We start from the raw sequence: 20,523 nt of genomic DNA, 5'->3' as shown, positions 1-20,523 counted from the left end.
TTTCATAGTGATCATATAATTTTACTACATAGTACTAATTGGAGTAGAAAAAAGAAAGTAGATTATTCGTAAGAGTTTATATTTATATATAATCATCTTGGTTGTCTTATATCATTTTTTATGTAGAGAGTAGGGGATAATATTATGCAATAATTTTATGTGTTATTAGTCTATCTAACTTGACTATTTTTAAGAATCAAAATGAAGTTTAACGAAACTTAGGAAAGAAACTATCTAGTTCTTTATTTTATATTTTTAGTTAGAGTAATTGTTTAGGATGATTGATTTAGTTTATTGCTTTTTGTTTTTTAAGTGAATTGCTTAGGGTAGTTATTTGAAGTTAAATAATAACTTGAATTATTCTTTTTGGGCTTTGGTTCTATCTTTTTTTATTTTAAAATTCCATTTAATTAGGTCATTATTTTTTTGTGGTTTTAGAATCAAAGCTGATGTATGTTGTTTATATTTGTGTGGCTTTTAAAACTTCATTGATGGAAATTAATGCAACTATTAAATATTTAGAGGTAGAAGATCATTCTGTTTCTAAAGAAAAATTTGAACTTTATTTAGATGAGAAGTTTCAGTTATTAAAAACTGAACCAGTTCCTGATTTGGATAAATTAGATAGTTATTACGAAAGCCCTGAATACATTTCTCATACAGATAGTAAAAAGACTTTCTTCGATAAAGTATATCAAACTATCAAATCAAAAGCAATCCAGAATAAGTACAAAATACTTGAAGATATTAAAAGTGATCAAGGTCTACTTTTAGACATAGGATGTGGGACAGGGGAGTTTCTATTAGAAGGTAGAAATAGAGGTTGGTCTATTTTAGGTTATGAACCAAATAGTGGAGCGAGACAATTAAGTTTAAGTAAAGGAATAAACTTAGTGGATTCACTAGAAGATATAGATGATCATTCTGTAGATGTTATTACGATGTGGCATGTGTTAGAACATGTACCTGATCTAGACACACAGATAAAAACTCTTCAACGTATATTAAAAAAAGAAGGCACACTGATCATAGCTGTACCTAATTATAATTCTTACGATGCTAAGTATTATGGTCAATATTGGGCAGCTTATGATGTACCTCGTCACCTTTGGCATTTTTCTCAGAAGTCAATACCATTACTTTTTAATCCTTACCAATTCGAATTAGTAGAAACGTACCCAATGTTATTTGATAGTTTTTATGTTTCACTTTTATCAGAACAATATAAAACTGGAAAGAAGAATTGGTTTAAAGCTTTTCGTGTCGGATTAAAATCAAATATTGAAGCAAGAACAAATTTAGAGTACTCTTCCCTGATTTATTATTTAAAAAAGAACTAAGCTACTTTTTAATAGGTTAAGAGGTGTTTTTAGCTCTTTTGAACTGCTATTTCTTATTTTAAAGCGTTTTAAGCGACTTTCTATATAGTATTTATGTCTTTATATTCCTTTTTTGAGATAATAGTTCTTTTTATTGTTTAAATAAGACGTTGTATATTAGTATTATCTATATTATAATATGTATGTGATAGATTTTTATTATATATTAATTATTTTTATTTAACTGTAAAAAGTTTATTACATTTACAACAGGTTTAAAAAAGCGAAAATGAAAAAAACTATTTTAATGCTAGGTATAGCTGGATTATTATTTTCATGTAATAATAATGCAACTCCTGCTACTGAATTCAAAACTGCTTATGTAGATTCTGCTAAGTTGATGAAGGAGTATGAAGAGATGAAGGATATGGAATCAAAATATAAGATCCAATCTGAAGAAAAAGGAAAAAGCTTAGAAGCTGAAGTTGCTAAGTTCCAACAAGAGGTTCAAAACTTCCAAGCTAATGCTCGTCAAAAAGGTCAAGCATGGGCTGAGCAAACTGCTGCTAACCTTCAAAGAAAAGAGCAAGAATTACAGTTTAAACAACAAACTTTAATGCAAGCTTTACAAAAAGAAAGCGGTGAAGAGATGGAAGCTGTAGTAAAAAAAGTAAAAGAACATATCGCTGAATATGCTAAAAAGAATAACTTAGACTATGTATTCAATACTGAGGATGCGTCTACTGTTATCTATAGCAAAGACGGTAATGATGTTACTGATATCATGATCAAAGAATTAAATGCTAAATATAAAGGTAGTGCTACTCCTGCTAAATTAGAGGAGACAAAACCTGCAGAAAGCAAAGAAGATAAAAAGTAATATCTTTGAATTACTTTAGAGAAAGCTCCTGTTTTAACAGGAGCTTTTTTCGTTTAGTACAGTTTTATTATCGTATTTTGTAAAAAAAAAGGAATGACTAATTTTTCAGAAGAAGCAGAATACGTTTTAAAGTTTATCAATGAGACGAATAGATCTCTTTTTTTGACAGGAAAGGCTGGTACTGGTAAAACTACCTTGTTAAAAGAAATTATTAATACTACCCACAAAAATGCGGTAATAGTGGCTCCTACTGGGATAGCGGCTTTAAATGCTGGTGGAGTGACCATACATTCCTTTTTTCATTTGCCTTTTGCTGCTTTCGTTCCTGATACTAAGAATCCTCCTATTTTTACTGATACAATCAAGTTTGAAAATCGCGTATCGCTAAGACGTCATATGCTGATGAGTAATGCTCGTAGAGCGTTGTTCTTAAACATGGATTTATTGATTATAGACGAGGTCAGTATGTTGCGTGCAGATGTATTAGATGCGATGAACTTTATGCTGCAAACTGTGCGTAAGAGTCAACAGCCTTTTGGTGGTGTACAGGTTCTTTTCATAGGAGATTTACTACAGTTACCTCCTGTTGTGAAGAACCAAGAGTGGGATGTGCTAAAGCGCTATTATGACGGGGTATATTTCTTCCATTCAGAAGTCGTTAGACAGTATCCACCTTTGTATATAGAGTTAGAGAAAGTCTATAGACAGTCAGACCAAGTGTTTATTAATTTGCTTAATAATCTTCGAAATAATCGCGTATCTAGAGAAGATGTGGCACTCTTAAATCAATATACTAATCCTAATTTTAATATAAAAGATAACCCTGGTTATATCACTCTAAGTACGCATAATGCTAAGGCGGATAAGATAAATGAGGATGCACTTAGAGGATTGTTTACCAAGGAGTTTAGCTTTATGCCTGAGGTAGTCGGGGATTTCCCAGAAAAGATATATCCTATAGAAGCAAAAATGACGCTTAAAGAAGGTGCTCAGGTTATTTTTATTAAGAATGATATCTCTCCTGAGAAGCGATTCTACAACGGTAAGATGGGTATAGTGAAGACCTTGACAAAGCATGAGATATTCGTAGAGTTTGAAAATAAAGAAGTCATTGAAGTAGAACGATACGAGTGGCAGAATATAAAATATACGGTAGACCCTAATACTAAGGAGATCGTAGAGGAGGTCTTAGGTACCTTTAGTCATTATCCGCTTAAGCTAGCATGGGCTATTACGGTACATAAGAGTCAAGGGCTTACCTTCGATAAAGCTGTTTTAGATGTATCTAAGGTGTTTTTGCCTGGGCAGGCTTATGTAGCCTTATCTAGACTTCGTTCGTTAGATGGATTAGTGTTATTATCACCTATACAGATGAATGGGTTAGTCAATGACGAGGATGTAATGAGCTATGCTGAGAATAAGGCTGGTGCAGAAGAATTAAATCTGCAATTAAAGATAGAAACAAAGAACTTTCTACGAAACTATTTGATACAGACCTATTCTTGGTTTAATCTTAGTACACAGTGGCATACACATCTTTATAGTTATAATGCCGAGGCGGAGAGAAGTAAAAAAAGTGCCTTTATGGGCTGGGCTCAGCGTATGACTAATCACTTAGATGAAATGGTTGTTCACTCAGAGAAATTTGTCAATCAGTTGAGAGCGTTGTTTGAGGAAGAGCCCTTCAGATTTGAGTTTACTAAAGAGCGTGTACTTAAGGCGTATGATTACTTTTTTCCTCGTTTAGACCACATGGTGTTTGAACTATTGTTCACTATAGCACAGGTAAAAACTGCGAAGAAATCAAAGGCGTTCTACGAAGAATTAGTACCGTTAGAAGAGTCATTGCTGAAGACCGTTATTCAGATGAAGAAGGCTTCTATTATGTTACAGTTAATAGAAGAGGATAAGAAGATATGCAAGGAGAATCTGCGCTCACTAGAGATCAGTGAATATAAGATTAACCATTTAGTCAATATCGCTAATCTGATTAGAAGTACTAAACTAGGAGTAGAAGAGGAGGAAGATATAGAAGTATATTCTTCTAGCCCAAAAACGAAGACAAAAGAGAAGAAGAAATCTACCTTCGTTATTACCTTAGAGATGTGGAAAGAGAAGATGAGCATAGAAGATATTGCACTAACTAGAAAGTTGACTACGACTACGATTTATTCTCATATCGGTAAGTTGATTATGGATGGGCATATCACCTTAGAGGAAGTATTGCCAAAAGAACGAATAGAGGAATTAACTGCTTTATTTGAGAAGAGTAAGGGAATGACGTTATCTGAGATTAAAGCGAATGCGGAAGAGGAGTTCTCATGGGAAGAATTAAAACTGTATCAACGCGCAATGGCTCAGAACGAGGAGTAAGGCCTATACAGTGGTTAGTATACTATCATTAGAGAATGAATCTAGTGTGGGGCTTATTTGCTTTTGCTTTGCTAGAGGATTGCTCGCAGTATTTTAGCACATTCCTTCGACAAAACATCTGTTTTGACTAGGATTCTCCTAGAAAAGCCCTAGAAATCTGCAAGAAAGTGCAAGCCAAAGCAATACCTTTGTAAATAGAAATAATATAAAAACGGTCGCATTCATAGAATGCGACCGTTTTTATTACTTCTTATGGATTAACCTTGTTAGCTTTATAGATAGATCTGTGAAGATCATTTTAGCATTACCATTACGTTCTATATGGTAGATAGCATCTCCTAGCTCTTGGTATATTTCATTTATATTTTCTCCGTTGACGAAGGGAGCGAAGTTTTCTAGTTTAAACTTATCTACTGTCGTTTTATAATACACTAGCTCTGGAGTCTGATAGTTTAACAACAGTGCCTGTCTGAATAGTTCTATGCAGAACTCTATAAACTGTTTTTGCTGTTCACGTCCTAGCGCAGCTAGTTCTTCACTCCATTCTATTAACTCTTGAATTACAGCAGCGTTTCCCTTTGCTCTAAAGGCCGCTCGTACCCATTGTACAAACCATTTCTCATAAGGTAAGGCATTGGCTTTATTATGCAGTAAGCTCAGAGCTTTATTATAACTTCCTTGAGATTGATTAGCGATCATGATGGCTTCTTGTGGATCGCATTGTTCGCGTTGTACTAAGGCTTCTTGTATTTCGATGGCGTTAAGCGGAGGAAACTTTAGTACTTGACATCTCGAGAGGATAGTCTGTAGGATATTCTTCTCGTTCTCTGCGATTAGGATAAACACCGTTTTAGCAGGTGGTTCTTCTAATAGCTTTAGCAGTTTATTAGATGCCTCAGTATTTAGTTTATCTGCCATCCAGATAATCATAATCTTATAACCACCTTCGAAGGATTTTAAGGCAAGTTTTTTCAATACTTCACTCGCTTCATCTACACCTATCTGTCCCTGTTTATTCTGAATATCAATGTGGGTGTACCAATCGAAAAGGTTTCCGTAACTATTTGTTTTTAAAAAACCGCGCCATTGTTCTGCAAATAGATCGCTAGTAGCATTCTTTTTTACTGCTTCTGTCGTAGCTACAGGATAGACAAAGTGCAAATCTGGGTGAGCAAGATTGTTAAATTTGATATTACAGGCATCATTTCCTCCTGTGTTTTCATTACCCGTATTTTTGCATAGTAAATACTGTGCATAGGCGATAGCCATCGGTAAAGTACCTGTACCTTCTCCACCAATAAATAACTGTGCATGAGGTACACGACCTGATGCAGCTGAATGTATCAAATGATTTTTTAAAAAGGATTGTCCTATAATATCTGAAAATTGCATAAGGCAAAGATAAATTAATTATCAAGTGTTTAAAATAATCAGATTCATAATTGTACAACTATTTTATTTCTGTTTAGAAATTATTTACCTTCACAAAATAAGGTTAGTTGTAGAACAATATGATGTGATAATATGGCTTATTATCAGGTACTAAATCTGTGAAGTGATAATCAAGCGAATGTGTTTTGCGTTTAATTTTGTGTTAGTAATGTCTATTTTGTTTGATATTTAGAGTTTTTTAGACAAGTTCTAATTCATAACTGTTCTAAAATTAAAAATAGTTTAAATATTTATTTCGGCTTATTATTTTGTATTTCTGTTGATAAATACTATAATATTGAATAATAAATATATGTAAAGTGAAATATATTTATTAATAACTCTATTTATTAGTGTATTTATAAAAGAGTAATGAGTGTAATATGTTAAAATTTTCGTTTAACAATATAATAATCAGGTAGTCTGATATCGAAAAAGATTTATATTTGTGTAACTTATCGTAAAATATATAAAAAAGTAAAGATGAAATCTATTGATAGTTTTGATTTTAAAGGTCAAAAGGTGTTAGTTAGAGTTGACTTTAATGTTCCCCTAGATGAGAATTTTAATGTTACAGATACAAATAGAATAGAGGCTGCAAAACCTACTATTGAAAAAATAATAAAAGACGGTGGTGTAGCTATCTTAATGTCTCACTTAGGAAGACCTAAAGGAGAGCGTAATGACAAGTATTCACTACGTCATATCGTTTCAAAAACAGAAGAGATTTTAGGACATAAAGTTACTTTTGTGAGTGACTGTATAGGCAGTACAGTTAAAGAAGCTATCGCAGCTAGTAAAGCTGGAGATATCATCTTATTAGAAAACCTACGTTTCTACGCAGAGGAAGAAAAAGGGGATGAAGGGTTCTCAAAACAGTTAGCGGAGTTAGCTGATTTTTATGTGAATGATGCTTTTGGTACTGCACATAGAGCGCATGCTTCTACTACTATCGTAGCGAAGTACTTTGCTGATAAAAAATGCTTTGGTTATTTATTAGCTAAAGAAATAGAGAGTTTAAACAAGGTATTGAATAGTACTGATAAGCCTGTTACAGCTGTATTAGGAGGTTCTAAAGTATCTTCTAAAATTACGATTATCGAGAATATCTTAGATAAGATAGATCACATGATTATCGGTGGAGGGATGACCTTTACGTTTATTAAAGCTCTAGGAGGTAAGATCGGTAATTCTATCTGTGAAGATGATAAGCTAGAATTAGCTTTAGATATCTTGAAAAAAGCAAAAGAGAAGAATGTACAAGTACATTTACCTGTTGATATTTTAGCTGCTGATGCATTCGCTGCTGATGCAAATGTACAAGTGGTGGCTGCTAATGAAATTCCTGATGGATGGCAAGGTTTAGACGTAGGTCCTAAGACATTAGAAAGCTTAAAGCCTGTGGTAGCTGAGTCAAAAATCATCTTGTGGAATGGTCCATTAGGAGTATTCGAGATGGAGAAATTTGCGAATGGTACGATCGAATTAGGTAACTTCATTGCTGAAGCTACTAAGAATGGTACTTTTTCATTAGTAGGAGGTGGAGACTCTGTAGCTGCTGTAAAACAGTTCGGTCTAGCTCCTAAGATGAGTTATGTTTCTACTGGAGGTGGAGCAATGTTAGAAATGTTAGAAGGACAAGTATTACCTGGAATAAAAGCAATACAAGAATAATAGTAGATCCCTGTGCTTATGTACTAAGCATAGGGATTTTATAATAGATAGCGCGATGAATTACAAAGTATTAACTTTATTAGCATGCGGTCTTTTTTCGTACTCAGTCATGGGACAGAATGAGCCTAGTACGCTTACAGAAGTAACAAAGAAAGAAATGAGCCCAGAGGTGTATCTGGACTCTATTAAAAAGACATTCGTTAATCATGCTAGTAGTGCCTCTATCGAGAAGCGCTGGCTGAGTGAGTTAATGAACCAAGATTTATTTAATGAGCTAGAGAATGAGTTAGCAGATGCAAACTTTGACGAAGGAGATATTCGTTTTGATGAATTACCTACTGAGCTTTTAAAAGAACGTTTAAAACGATTAAATGAGAAAACACCTTTTAATGTGGAATACAATGAAACATTAGAACGCGTGATCAAGTCATTTTTAAAGAATAGAAAACGTTCTTTTGAGAGGTTATTAGGCTTATCAGAATACTATTTCCCTATGTTTGAGGAGCAATTAGCAAAACAAAATGTTCCTTTAGAGGTTAAGTATTTATCTATAGTAGAATCTGCACTTAACCCTGTGGCTCGCTCTAGAGTGGGAGCAACTGGTTTATGGCAATTCATGTATCCTACAGGGAAACAATATAATCTAGAGGTAACTTCTTATATAGATGATCGTATCGATCCATTGAAGTCATCTGAGGCAGCTGCTAAGTTTCTTTCAGACTTGTATGGGATGTTCGGTGATTGGGACTTAGTGTTAGCATCTTATAATGCTGGTCCAGGTAACGTGAGTAAGGCTATTCGTCGCTCTAATGGATATACGAATTACTGGAATATTAGACCTAATCTTCCACGTGAAACACAAAACTATTTGCCAGCGTTCTATGCTACTATGTATATTTTTGAATATGCAAAAGAGCATGGTATTACGTCTAAAAAAGCACCTATAAAGGTAGTAGAGACTGATACAATAGCGATAAAGAAGACAATGTCTTTTGATCAAATAGCTAGTCTATTAGATGTGTCTAAAGAAGAAATAGAGTTCTTAAATCCTACTTACAAGTTACAAGTAATTCCTTATGATAGTGGTAAGTTGAATTTCTTAAGACTACCAGTTAAGAAAATTGGTTTAATGGCGTCTAATGAGGATAAGATGTATGCTTATGTAGACTTCTTAGATTCTAAAAAAGAACAACCTAATTATGCTGTGGTTGCAGAATCTATAGTTGAAAGTTCATCTATTAATCCGCGTTATCACACTATACGCAAAGGGGAGAGTGTAGGTACTATCGCTAGTAAATACGGTATTTCGGTTGCACAATTAAAGAAATTGAATAATCTAAAAGGAAATCTAATCTATCCAGGCAAGAAATTAGTAGTAGGTAAAAAAGCTGTAGCTCAAGCTTCAGGTGGTACTAAAAATAATTTTTATACTGTACAGAGAGGAGATTCTTTATCATCAATAAGTAAGAAATTTGCTGGAGTGACTGTGTCTAAGTTAAAGTCTTTAAATAATATGAAGGACTCAGATGACATTCGTCCAGGTATGAAGTTAAGACTTAATTAGAGTAGAAAATAGGAGAGTATAGTGTGAGGTATGTAGGTTGTTTATTGTTAGTATTATTTGCCCTAGTTGGGTGTAGAGATAGGTCTGCTAAGAATAGATCAGATGATCCTATGGATGTACCTCATCAAATACTTATTGTCATTAACGATAGATTGTGGTACGGTAGTGTAGGAGATAGTATAAGAGAACAGTTAGCTGTACCTATAGAAGGTATTACACCGCCAGAGTCTACTTTTTCTTTGGAGCAGATTTCACCTAATCTATTTTCTTCACGTACAAAGAACAGACGAAATATTATAGTTTTTTCGGATAATTATAATAACAATAGCTTTTTATTCGAGAAGGATAAACATATTGCAGGGCAGATGTACTTTACGGTGAGTGGAGATTCTAGGAAGGGGTTAATAAGTGAGTTTAAGAAGAATGCGGACTCTATCGTAAATTCTATCTTGCGTTCTGAGTTTGATGTCGTTGCAAAGCGAATTCTTGAAGGAAAAATTGTTGATATTGACTATTTTCAAGATAAGTTTCAAGTAAGTTTAAATTTGCCAACTACCTATAAGCTGGTTGGAAGTAATTATCACTTTGTATGGTTTAAAAAGAATATTGCTTCAGGTAATAGTAATATTCTGATTTATGATGTACCGATAGATAGAATTGAGAATACAGAGGGAACTATTCTAAGTAACTTATTATCTGTAAAAGATTCGGTAAATGGGAAGTATATACACTCTATAGAAGATAATTCTTATCTAAGACTCAACGAAGGATTTATTCCTAATAATAGAGAGTTTATAAGACAAGGACGAAAGGTCTATGAGTTCACTGGAGAGTGGGATATGCATAATAGCTTTATGAGTGGTCCTTATATGAGTTATGTATTTAGAGATGTATCAGCTAATAGATACTTGTTTATAGAAGGGTTAGTATATAATCCTGCAATGGGAAAGAGAGGTATCTTAATGGAAGTAGAATCAATTGTTAACTCTTTAAAATTTAATGAGAGTGAAACAAATTAAATAAATTAAAAAGGCGTTCACTACTGAACGCCTTTTTATGTATTAATACCTTCTATGTAAAGGTAATTCGTCTATTGGATTAATCACCATTGGAAATCGCTCAACGGTTACAGCACTACTGTCTAGACCAAAGGCCTTTTCTTCTGACAGGGCTAGTTTTTTAAGCCATTCGTATAATTTCAAAATAATTGTTTCATGAGCTGGTAACTCATTGTCATAAGACAATTCTTTTTCTATCAATACATACTCAAAGTCTGTATAGATATTATTTTTCTGTAGAGAGGTGTATTTACTAATAACATCTACTTCACCTGTTTCAGTCAGTTCTTTGAGTACTTGTTTCATTAATACACTGATTTTTTGATCATTTCTAAAACCTAGATAAAAGTCAACACGGATAATATTATCAGCACCCATCTTCTGAATTTTATATTCTAAGTTATAAGGTTGATCACTCACATTTACATGTATAAACCAATAGTTATCTGCTCTTTTAGGTCTTCGTTGTGTGATAGAGTAGAGCACTTTATACTCTATTTTAGAACATGTATTGGAGTTGGTTAAATAGATTAAATTAGAAGCAAATTTAGGAATGCTTGTATCTCCACTGATATCTAGTAGGATGTCTTTGTATTGTTCTATATTGACAAACTCTGTGTAGTTCTTTCTTATCTTTTTAGCTAGGTAATTTATAATCATCGTACCAGCTAGTAAAGATGCTATGATAACCGTAACATAACCACCGTGAGTAAACTTCTGAACGTTAGCAATAAAGAATGAAACTTCTAAGCTCAGGTATATTAGTTCAACTAAGACAATCACAATGATATGCACACGTTTTAAGTACATATAGTAGCCTAGTAAGATCGTAGTCATGATCATACACAACGTAATCGCTAGTCCATACGCAGCCTCCATATTTCCTGACTCTTCAAAGTGTAGAACTACGAATACACAGCCTAAGAATAGTAACCAGTTGATAGAAGGTATATATAGTTGACCTTTCACATTGGTCGGGAACTTTACTTTTACTTTTGGCCATAAGTTAAGTCTTATCGCTTCATTGATGAGTGTAAATGATCCACTTATTAAGGCTTGTGATGCAATTACTGCCGCTAATGTAGCAATAGCGATACCAAAAGGTAGGAACCATTCTGGCATAACTAAAAAGAAGGGATTAGCAGGGTTTTGATTGTCTGTTGATAGTTCTAGTAGTGTCTGGTTAGAAAAGTTGATTAAATAAGCTCCTTGTCCAAAATAACACAATACTAGCATCGCTTTTACAAATGCCCAAGTGATGCGTATATTCTTTATCCCACAATGTCCTAGATCACTATACAGTGCTTCTGCTCCTGTAGTACATAGAAAGACAAACCCCAGTACAAAATACCCTTCTGAGTGTATAGAAAGTAAATGAACTGCATAGTAAGGATTTAAAGCCTTAAGTACTGTAAGGTTATCCACTAAGTGAAATAGACCAATCATTCCTATCATTAAAAACCACAAGGTCATCATAGGGCCAAAGAATTTACCAATAGCTTTGGTACCAAATTGTTGGATGACAAAGAGAATAAAGATAATTCCTATGACTATCGGAATAGTCTGTAGTTTAGGTTCATATATTCTAAGTCCTTCTATAGCAGAGGATATAGAAATAGGAGGGGTGATGATACCATCGGCTAATAATGCGCTACCTCCAATAATAGCAGGAATGATTAACCAACGTTTCTTCAACCTCTTAACTAAAGTATAGAGTGAGAATATACCTCCTTCACCATTATTATCTGCTTTTAGAGTTAGAAAAACATATTTAATGGTCGTCTGTAAGGTTAAAGTCCAAAAAACGCATGAAATAGCTCCTAAGATAATATCCTCTCGGATAACCTCTTTTCCTATGATGGCCTTCATTACATAAAGTGGGGATGTACCAATGTCTCCATAGATAATACCTAAGGTCACTAGTAGTGTCCCTAAGGTTATTTTATTCAATTGAGAACTGTGGCCATGTGATGACTGTGCTTGCATAAAAGTGTCGGATTTAAACTTGTAATTTGTAACGATATGGTTACTAATAAGCTAATAGTCAGAATAGGAATAAATACCACTCCATGGCTAGTCTTAGTTTAGTAAAGATATTTTGCTTTTAACAAAGCGATATCCACTTCTAATATTTCTGTCAAGTACTGTTCTACAGAAGTATAATATTTTTCTATAGTATTCAATGCCTTATCTAAGAATTGTTCTTGTACTGTGAATAGGGTTAGAAGTGTTTCTGCTTGTTGTATTTCTAGATTAAATTGTTGTTGTATCTTTTGTATATTGAGATTGACATATTGATTAGTCAATAGATAATCTTCTATCACTGTATGCTGATTCACGCCTAGAGCAGATAGGAGTAGAGCAGCAGCTAAGCCTGTTCTATCTTTACCCGCCGTACAGTTAAACATTAATGGAGCCTCTGAACACTCTACCTCTCTAAAGAAAGCTTTGTATTGACTTTGATTGTCGAGTACTAGTTGTTCATTGATATCCACTAAAAACTTAGTCGCTAGGTCTACATCACCTTCTTGCACGATCTGCATTACCTGATTCTTACTAAGATTACCAGGTGTGATGGGCAGAAGTACTTCATTAACTACCGTTTTAGGTAAGAGTGTTTTCTGCTCTTCACTTTCTTCTTTACTTCTAAAGTCTACTATTGTAGTCAATGGAAGTGAGCTAAGGTAGTCTAGGTCTAAGTTAGTTAAGTTACTCAATTGTCCTGAGCGGAATAAGCATCCCCATCTAACCGTTTTATTGTCCTGTGTTTGATATCCGCCTAGGTCTCTGAAGTTAGACTGACCTTGTAAAGGAATGTGGCGCAATCTGTTATTAGCTACTTCAAGACCTTTGTGTGTAGTATTAAGGTCTAGAGTGCTTTTGTTAGGTGTAGAGATGTGTTTTACATCACTATCGGTTTTAATTAAACAATTTCCTTTTTCTAAATTTTGCATAGAGCTATCACTATTTTAAATCCTGAATAATCTCAGGAATATTTATAACAATGCTTTTCTGAACTCTTACACGTAAGTAGCATTAGATGCTATGTATTGTAAAAATGATCAACTCAATCAAGAATAAATAATACTTTTAGATAATGAAAAGATATTTATTTATTAGTATTTAATGATTAATAATCAGAAAACTATTAAGTTAAATGTATTTTTGATATAGTGCAAATATAAGGGGTAAAAAAGATAAATTATTAAGGAGTATCTTCTTTTTTTTCTGTTGTAGCGTCTATGAATTTTTCGAAAAGCTTAATCATCTTCTCGTTTACATCTTTGAATGTTAATCTATCTTTAGATTGATAGAATAGCATCATAGCATAAGGCTTATCTATATTTTCTAGAAGTAAGTGTTTATTTAGCCTATATGCTTCACGTAATAATCTTTTAAAATAGTTTCTATCTACCGCCTTTTTAAAATGGCGTTTAGATACAGACACCCCTACTTTTAGAGGGAGGTCTTCTTGATTAGCTATCTGCACATATACCATTCTCAAAGGGTATTTACTCACAGTTTTACCTGTTGTAAATAACTCTTCGATTACAGTTTTGCTTTTTAGTTTTTCCTTTTTAGGATAATTGTATTTTTTTTGTTCCATATAGATTGCAAAGGTAGCAAAGGAATATGAAATATTTATAAATAAAATAGGCCGCTACTGCGGCCTATTTCTATTTTGTATAGATACTATTTTCTTGATTTACATCAGCCATAAACTGGCTTGGGTCGATCACTATTTTCTTAATAGTACCTTTTGGCTTGTTGATTGTGAATTTATACTCTGGTTGAGCCCATCCCCATCCATCTAATACTGTTCTTTCGTATTGTACAAATTGGTTAGGTTTTATCCAGTGCATTGAAGTATAAGGGATATAGAACGTCTCTATAGAACCATCTTCGTATTCTACTAAGATATCTAGTGGCATCCCCATTCTTCCCATTCTTCCTAAAGTAACTAAAGTTTGGTTTTTCTGTACCTCTTCTACGAATAGGATAGAGTAGTCTATCGTGTTGTTCGTCTGTGTCCAGTCGATTAAATATTGGTCTAATACAGCACCAGATACTTTCTCTGCTACACGCTTGAAGTCATTAGGAGTAGGGTGAGTGAACTTGTATTCATTATAGTACGTTCTCAGTGTAGTCATCATATTATCCCACCCGATTAAGTAAGCTAATTGAGTTAAGAAGATAGACCCTCTGCTGTATGCAGATGTAGAATATGCTCTATTCGTAAGATAATGATCTGCATGTGTACTTAATGGCTCTTGCATCCCCTTAGACACTAAGCTGTAGTAGCTCTTATAAGTAGATCCGAACGGATTCACATCTTCTTGTTGGTCTTTAGGTAAGATCTTTAGCATCGCTAGGTCAGAGATAAATGAAGTAAACCCTTCATCCATCCATTCGTGTTTTGTCTCATTAGTAGCTAATGCATGTTGGAACCAACTGTGTGCTAACTCATGAGCAGTCACACCTGCTAAGCTAGGGAATGATCTCTCTCCTGTGATTAAGGTACACATAGAGTATTCCATACCTCCATCACCACCTTGTATTACAGAGTATTGGTTATAAGGGTAAGGACCTACATTCTCATTGAAGAATTTCATTAACTCTGCTGTTACAGGCTGTAGTTTTTTCCAGTTATCTATAATAGCAGGATTGTTTTTATATAAGAAGTGAAGTTTCACTCCATCAGGTCCATCATACGTATCGTGTATGAAGTTAGGGTCTGCTGCCCATGTAAAGTCTAGTACATTCTCAGCCTTAAAGTGCCATGTAAGCTCTTTACCTTTCTTGATAGAGTTATCATCGATACCAGCATCTTGGTATCCATATCCCACCTCATTATTATTTACGATATTACCTGTACCACCTAAGATATAGTTTTTATCTAATGTAATTTTTACGTCGAAGTCACCCCATACACTGTGGAACTCTCTACCTAGATACTGCTCAGCATGCCATCCTTCGAAGTCGTATTCAGCGATCTTAGGGAACCATTGAGACATAGACAGTGCTACACCCTCTTTAGAGTTTCTACCAGCTCTACGGATCATCACAGGAGCTTGTCCATCGAAATTCATTGTGAATACAGTAGATGACTTAGGAGCGATAGGTTTTTTTAGAGTTACCTCTAGTACAGTACCTACTTCTTTCGTCTCTAAAGCCTCACCATCTTGCATCATTTTAGATACCTTTAAGTATCCTATTTCATTGTCTTTTAGCTTTGTGATTCTACTTTCAAATACTTTTCTACCTCTCACTGTTTTAGTATCTACCATACGAGAGTCAGGATCAGCGATATTTGATAGTAGCGCATCCATATCACTATTTGGTTGGAATGCGTTGTAGTAAAGGTGGAAGTATACTGCCTTTAAAGTATCAGGTGAATTGTTCGTATAAGTTAACTTTTGAGTACCTGTATATTGGTACTTTTTCACGTCCATCTTCACGTCCATTTTATAGTCAACATGTTGTTGCCAATAACCTGGATTAGGGTTGTTTTGAGCGATTACATCTATTAAGGCAATAGAGCAAATAGCTAGAGTTAGTAATATTTTTTTCATAATGTGTTTGAAATCAAAACTCCACATATATTATGCATAAATGTGGAGCTTTTTATATTAAGGGTTACTTAGTTACAAGTTTTATTTTTTAGCTTTTGACAATTTCTCAGCTAATAGTAATGCATTGTAAGCATTTACAAACTTACCAGAAGTAGAGATAGATTGGAAATTTCTGATTTCTTTTTTCTCACCTACTACTACGTCGAAGTTTACTGCTACACCTGAGTCCATGATGATTTTCTTCACTTCTCCAGCTGTAAACTCTGGGTAATAAGCTCTCACTAATGCTGCAACACCTGCTACGTTAGGAGAAGCCATAGAAGTACCTTGTAAGTACTCATAAGTATTCGTTGGTACAGTAGCATAGATCTTCACTCCAGGAGCGAATACATCTACGTCATAATCTCCATAGTTAGAGAAACGAGCCACCATATTTTTACCAAACTCTGGGTTAAGAGCTCCTACTACTAAGAAGTTGTTAGAGATCTCTGGTCCCATCTTTACATTATCATTAGGATAGCGCTCTACACCTCCAGGGATGTTTAAGTCCATAGCATCATTACCTGCAGCTACTACGATAAGTACATCTTTCTCTTCTGCATATTTAATAGCGTCACGTACCCACTGACTGTTTTCTTCATAGTATTTACCGAAGCTTCCGTTGATTACTTTAGCACCGTTATCTACAGCATATCTGATCCCTAATGCGATATCCTTATCATACTCATCTCCATCAGGTACAGCTCTTACAGCCATGATCTCTGCTACCTCAGATGCTACACCGTCTCCACCTAAGTTATTACCACGAGTCTGAGCGATAATACCAGCTACGTGAGTACCGTGTTTAGCCTCTTCTCTTACAGGTCCGATCACGTTGTTATCACCATAGATTCTATCATTGATATCTGTATGATCATCACCTACTATCTTTCTACCGTCGAACTCTAAGTTTAAGTGGTGTTTCGCTTTACTTTCTACACTGTTTTTGTAAGCTTCTAACCAAGATAACTCTCTTCCACCTGCTAAGATATTATACATAACATTCTTAGAGTGAAGAATCTCTTCATTTGCGTCTAATGGAATACTGTTTAAGTCATCCATTGTGTAGTCCTTCTTATCTAGGTATTTTGCGATACGCTCATTCGCACGCAATAACATGTCTACGCGTAGTTTGCTCTCTTGGTTGCTTTTTATCTCTTCGTCGTATTCCTTCACAGCTCTTTTATACTGCTCAGAACCATCATCTCCTCTACGGATCACACGTACTAATTCCATGTTTTCGTGTACAGACTGTCCTAAGAAGTTCCATCCGTGGATATCATCGATGTATCCATTATTATCATCATCGATACCATTACCCGCTATTTCATTAGGGTTTGTCCAAACTTGAGTCTTTAAATCATCATGATCAATCTCAATACCTGAATCTACAACTCCTACAATTACTTTCTTAGGTAATTTCTTTCCTTTAAGAATTTCTTCATACGCTCTGTCTACAGACATTCCAGGAACAGTGTCATTGATGATGTCTAAATGACTCCATCTGCGTAATTGTTCTTCTGTAAGTTTTGTTGTTCTCTTCGGTAGATTATCTACACCCGAGATTGGTGTATTAGTAATCGTACTTGTTGTACCACAGCTAGTTAGGGCTAATGCTAAAGCAGCTGATAGGTATAAAGGTTTAATCAATCGCATTATAGTTAAATTTAAATTATCAATGTTATTCGTGCTAAAAATATAAATAAGTTACATCTTGAAAGTGTACTTAACACTAAATTAAGATTTCATTAGCTTTTAAATTCTCATTTAGTCTCACTCCTTTTTCGGTATGTTGTACAGTGATGATTTCATTATGAGCATCGTGTTCTAAGAACAAATACCAGTTGTCATCAGCTGCCATCTTTAAGAATTTCTCTTTTTCGTCTAGTGTTAGCAGAGGCCTTGTATCGTATCCCATTACATAAGGAAGAGGGATGTGTCCTACTGTAGGCAGTAGATCGGCTACATAAGCTATCTTTTTTCCTTTATAGTTCAGTATAGGGATCATTTGCTTCTCAGTATGTCCATCTGCGAAGAAGATATCAAAGCCTAATTCTGAGTTGTGCAGTATGTTTCCTTCAGCCTTTGGGATAAAGTGAAGTGCACCGCTCTCCTGTATAGGAAGTATATTTTCTGATAAGAAAGAAGCCTTCTCTCTAGCATTCGGTTTAGTTGCCCATTGCCAGTGATTCTCATTCGTCCAGTACTTCGCGTTTTTAAACGCGTTTACATATCCTGTTCTATCACTATTCCAGTTTACAGCACCTCCTACGTGGTCGAAGTGTAAGTGTGTCAAAAATACATCTGTGATATCATCTCTGTGAAAGCCATGCTTAGCTAGAGACTTGTCTATGCTATGGTCACCCCATAGATTATAATATCCAAAGAATTTATCAGATTGTTTATTTCCCATACCTGTATCGATAAGGATCAGTCTGTTGCCCTCTTCGATAAGGAGTAGTCTAGCCCCTAAGTCGATGAGGTTATTAGCATCCGCAGGGTTGGTTTTGTTCCAAATCACTTTAGGAACAACGCCAAACATAGCACCACCGTCTAGTTTAAAGTTGCCACTTTCTATAGCGTATAGTTTCATAATTGTTTTAGTTTATTTGAGTTAGGTGCAAATTACTAAAATTATTTCTCCTAGTCTCTCTTTTTTGCAAAAGTCTGTCACTGGCCTTAGTGTAACATAGAATCTGATAGGTAGTAAAGAGAAGTGATACTAGTAAGTAGATGGTTCGGGTAGAGATTTAGTACGGTTCGGTAAAAGGGTGCTTATCCCAAGTAAACACTGGGTATTACCGAATAGCTTCCGAACACTTTTTGATTAAAAAGTGATAAGGTGTTGATTAATAATTTTTTATGGTGAAATGAAATAACCAAAGGAAGGCAATCTCTCCAATAATAGCCAAAAAGGGCAAAAGAGGGCGATAGTTAATGAAGAATTAGAAATTGTATTGTGATTATAGTAGAGACGGATTATTATCCGTGTCAAATAAAATAATCCAATCAATGTAGAGACAGATTATCTGTATCCAGAAAGTAGGTTAGTTAATTGTATCGTCAATAAAGTAGAGACAGATTATCATCCCCGTGTCAAACAAAATAACCCAATCAATGTACACACAGATTATCTGTGTCCAGAAAGTAGGTCAGTTAATTGTAATGTGATTATAGTAGAGACGGATTATCATCCGTGTTAAATAAAATAATCCAATCAATGTAGAGACAGATTATCTGTATCCAGAAAGTTGGTCAGTTAATTGTATGGTCAATAAAGTAGAGACGGATTATCATCCGTGTCATATAAAATAATCCAATCAATGTAGAGACAGATTATCCGTGTCCAGGAAGTAGGTCAGTTAATTATATTGTGATTATAGTAGAGACGGATTATCATCCGTGTCAAATAAAATAATCCAATCAATGTACACACTGATTATTATCCGTGTCAAATAAAATAACCCAATCAATATTATTAAATTGTAAATATTTAATATACACATAAGTAAGGATTACTTTTTGCTGTGTTTATTCATAAAAAAGAATTATGAATAAGAAGTTTAAAGGTGTGTATAATCGATCTTCAAATAGAGCTAAATGGTGGGATTATACAAATGATGGAACGTATTTTATTACTATTTGTACAAGAGATATGAAACATAATTTTGGGTATATATTTCAAGATAAGATGTACTTAAATGATTTAGGGAGATGTGTTTTAAATTGTTGGTTTAGTATCCCTCATTATTATCCATTTGTTATATTAGATGCATTTATTGTAATGCCAAATCATGTGCATGGTATCTTACATATTAATAGAGGGAATGATAAAACTAAGAATATTGATAATAACAAGGAGTTTAAAAACGTATCCGGAAGTTTAGGAAGTATAATAAAGGGGTTTAAAGTGGGAGTAAAGAAAGATGCTAATAGTCTTGGTATAGCGTTCTTTTGGCAAGATGGGTATCATGATCATATCATCAGAACAGTTTCTGCGTATCAGAATATTGCTAATTATATTTATACTAATCCTTCACGTTGGAATAAGGATAGGTTTTATAATGAGTTTTGAATGGGGTGTTTTGTTCGTGCTTTGAATGTGTAACTTTGTTTGTCTGACACGTATAATAATCCGTCTCTACATTGATATTGATTGGGTATGTTTGATATGGATAATGATTTGTTTGTGTATTTAATGGGTTATTTTGTTTGTTTGACACGGATAATAATCCGTCTCTACTTTGATGTTGATTGGGTTTGTTTGATGTGGGAAAGGGGACTTCTTTTAAGGTAGAATTAGTATCTGTTTTAGTGTTCAAAATATTATCGATTCTTGCTTTTATATTTTATTGATAAAGGATAACTTTGTCTTTTTAAAAAAATATTCCCTTGATTTGTTCAATACATTCTTTTAAATGTCCTTGAATAGTATAATTAAAGGTACAATATTTGCAATAAAGTATTTTAGTAGAGCAAAATAATCGAATTAAGTGATTAGTTTTCAGTAGTTTTTTTACTAAAGTAGTTAGGAAAGAATATCAAAAAAGGAGTTCTAACGATAGTTTTTATTGATATTAGTATTAAAACTTCTAATCGTTATAAATATGTT

General features: G+C 34.2%; 14 protein-coding genes. 7 read left to right on the top strand and 7 right to left on the bottom strand.

Annotated elements, in window-relative coordinates; all coding sequences use genetic code 11:
• The first annotated feature begins 491 nt into the window (after positions 1-491).
• The 3 genes from HX049_RS07450 to HX049_RS07440 all read left to right on the top strand — a co-directional run bounded on the left by HX049_RS07450 (position 492) and on the right by HX049_RS07440 (position 4,572).
• Entirely contained in the window at positions 492-1,340 is an 849-nt protein-coding gene (locus tag HX049_RS07450; RefSeq protein ID WP_286415135.1) for a class I SAM-dependent methyltransferase, read from the top strand.
• Between the two features lie 268 nt (positions 1,341-1,608).
• Positions 1,609-2,199, top strand: coding sequence for an OmpH family outer membrane protein (locus tag HX049_RS07445; protein ID WP_006262473.1), 591 nt, complete (start codon positions 1,609-1,611; stop codon positions 2,197-2,199).
• Positions 2,200-2,292: 93 nt separating this feature from the next.
• A complete protein-coding gene (locus HX049_RS07440; RefSeq protein WP_286415133.1) occupies positions 2,293-4,572 on the top strand; it encodes a helix-turn-helix domain-containing protein in 2,280 nt (759 codons plus the stop codon).
• A 243-nt stretch (positions 4,573-4,815) separates the two neighbouring features.
• On the opposite strand, the gene HX049_RS07435 is transcribed toward HX049_RS07440, so the two are convergent.
• A complete protein-coding gene (locus tag HX049_RS07435) occupies positions 4,816-5,964 on the bottom strand; it encodes an ATP-binding protein (RefSeq protein ID WP_286415131.1) in 1,149 nt (382 codons plus the stop codon).
• Positions 5,965-6,486: 522 nt separating this feature from the next.
• Here HX049_RS07435 and HX049_RS07430 point away from each other — a divergent pair.
• Genes HX049_RS07430 through HX049_RS07420 form a run of 3 tightly spaced genes read left to right on the top strand, consistent with a single transcriptional unit; the run spans position 6,487 to position 10,260 of the window.
• Positions 6,487-7,677 carry a phosphoglycerate kinase gene (locus HX049_RS07430; RefSeq protein ID WP_286415130.1) on the top strand — a complete coding sequence of 397 codons (1,191 nt, stop codon included), beginning with the start codon at positions 6,487-6,489 and terminating at the stop codon, positions 7,675-7,677.
• Between the two features lie 55 nt (positions 7,678-7,732).
• The gene (locus HX049_RS07425) at positions 7,733-9,241 is read left to right on the top strand and encodes a lytic transglycosylase domain-containing protein (RefSeq protein ID WP_286415129.1); all 1,509 of its coding nucleotides are present in this window, start codon (positions 7,733-7,735) and stop codon (positions 9,239-9,241) included.
• A 23-nt stretch (positions 9,242-9,264) separates the two neighbouring features.
• Complete coding sequence (locus HX049_RS07420) at positions 9,265-10,260, top strand: DUF4837 family protein (protein ID WP_286415128.1); 996 nt, start codon at positions 9,265-9,267, stop codon at positions 10,258-10,260.
• A gap of 42 nt (positions 10,261-10,302) precedes the next feature.
• On the opposite strand, the gene HX049_RS07415 is transcribed toward HX049_RS07420, so the two are convergent.
• From HX049_RS07415 to HX049_RS07390, 6 genes are all read right to left on the bottom strand, one after another.
• Complete coding sequence (locus tag HX049_RS07415; RefSeq protein WP_286415127.1) at positions 10,303-12,285, bottom strand: KUP/HAK/KT family potassium transporter; 1,983 nt, start codon at positions 12,283-12,285, stop codon at positions 10,303-10,305.
• A 98-nt stretch (positions 12,286-12,383) separates the two neighbouring features.
• Positions 12,384-13,253 (bottom strand): tyrosine-protein phosphatase, encoded by an 870-nt coding sequence (locus HX049_RS07410; RefSeq protein WP_286415125.1) that lies wholly within the window; start codon positions 13,251-13,253, stop codon positions 12,384-12,386.
• A 251-nt stretch (positions 13,254-13,504) separates the two neighbouring features.
• A complete protein-coding gene (rnpA, locus tag HX049_RS07405) occupies positions 13,505-13,906 on the bottom strand; it encodes a ribonuclease P protein component (RefSeq protein WP_131540382.1) in 402 nt (133 codons plus the stop codon).
• A 70-nt stretch (positions 13,907-13,976) separates the two neighbouring features.
• Complete coding sequence (locus tag HX049_RS07400) at positions 13,977-15,899, bottom strand: M1 family metallopeptidase (RefSeq protein WP_286415122.1); 1,923 nt, start codon at positions 15,897-15,899, stop codon at positions 13,977-13,979.
• 54 nt (positions 15,900-15,953) lie between these two features.
• Positions 15,954-17,567, bottom strand: a complete 1,614-nt coding sequence (locus tag HX049_RS07395; protein WP_286415121.1) for a S8 family peptidase — start codon at positions 17,565-17,567, stop codon at positions 15,954-15,956.
• Between the two features lie 76 nt (positions 17,568-17,643).
• Positions 17,644-18,504 carry an MBL fold metallo-hydrolase gene (locus HX049_RS07390; RefSeq protein WP_286415119.1) on the bottom strand — a complete coding sequence of 287 codons (861 nt, stop codon included), beginning with the start codon at positions 18,502-18,504 and terminating at the stop codon, positions 17,644-17,646.
• A 957-nt stretch (positions 18,505-19,461) separates the two neighbouring features.
• Between HX049_RS07390 and HX049_RS07385 the strand changes: the two genes are divergently transcribed.
• The gene (locus HX049_RS07385; RefSeq protein ID WP_286415118.1) at positions 19,462-19,986 is read left to right on the top strand and encodes a transposase; all 525 of its coding nucleotides are present in this window, start codon (positions 19,462-19,464) and stop codon (positions 19,984-19,986) included.
• Positions 19,987-20,523 lie beyond the last annotated feature (537 nt).

This window comes from Myroides odoratimimus, from assembly GCF_030326305.1.
In the GTDB taxonomy this organism is placed as follows: Bacteria; Bacteroidota; Bacteroidia; order Flavobacteriales; family Flavobacteriaceae; genus Flavobacterium; species Flavobacterium odoratimimum_A.
The sequence above is the reverse complement of the archived record's forward strand: the minus strand, read 5'-3'. Positions and strand labels throughout refer to the sequence as shown.